This is a genomic window from Paenarthrobacter aurescens (genome assembly GCF_025421775.1).
GTDB lineage: Bacteria > Actinomycetota > Actinomycetes > Actinomycetales > Micrococcaceae > Arthrobacter > Arthrobacter aurescens_B.
Genome location: NZ_JAOEFX010000329.1, coordinates 1 through 267, shown reverse-complemented (window position 1 = coordinate 267; position 267 = coordinate 1). Strand labels below are relative to the sequence as shown.

Sequence of the window (267 nt, the reverse complement as noted above, 5' to 3'; positions counted from 1 at the left end):
GGTACGCATATTGTAAAAGGTGAAGTGCAAAACGATTATGGAAAAGTTGAAAACGAACAAGAGATTGAAGCCACTAACGGAGAAGATGTGGACGTTGAGTTTGATTGGTCAGATCATGCGGTGTACATTTCTTCAGATTATGATGATGCGACGCTGTTCGTTAATGGTAAAGACACAAAAACAGAAATTGGCGATATTGATTATTTAGGCCCACTGCTAATGGATGGTTCTATAAAAATATATGCAAAACGTAAATTTGATTCTGGA

1 protein-coding gene is annotated in these 267 nt (G+C 37.1%); it reads left to right on the top strand.

Translation table 11 applies throughout. The features are described from left to right. Positions 1-24: 24 nt before the first annotated feature. A partial coding sequence (locus N7568_RS23840) for a TcaA 3rd/4th domain-containing protein (protein ID WP_261612168.1) occupies positions 25-267 on the top strand: 243 nt, incomplete at its 3' end.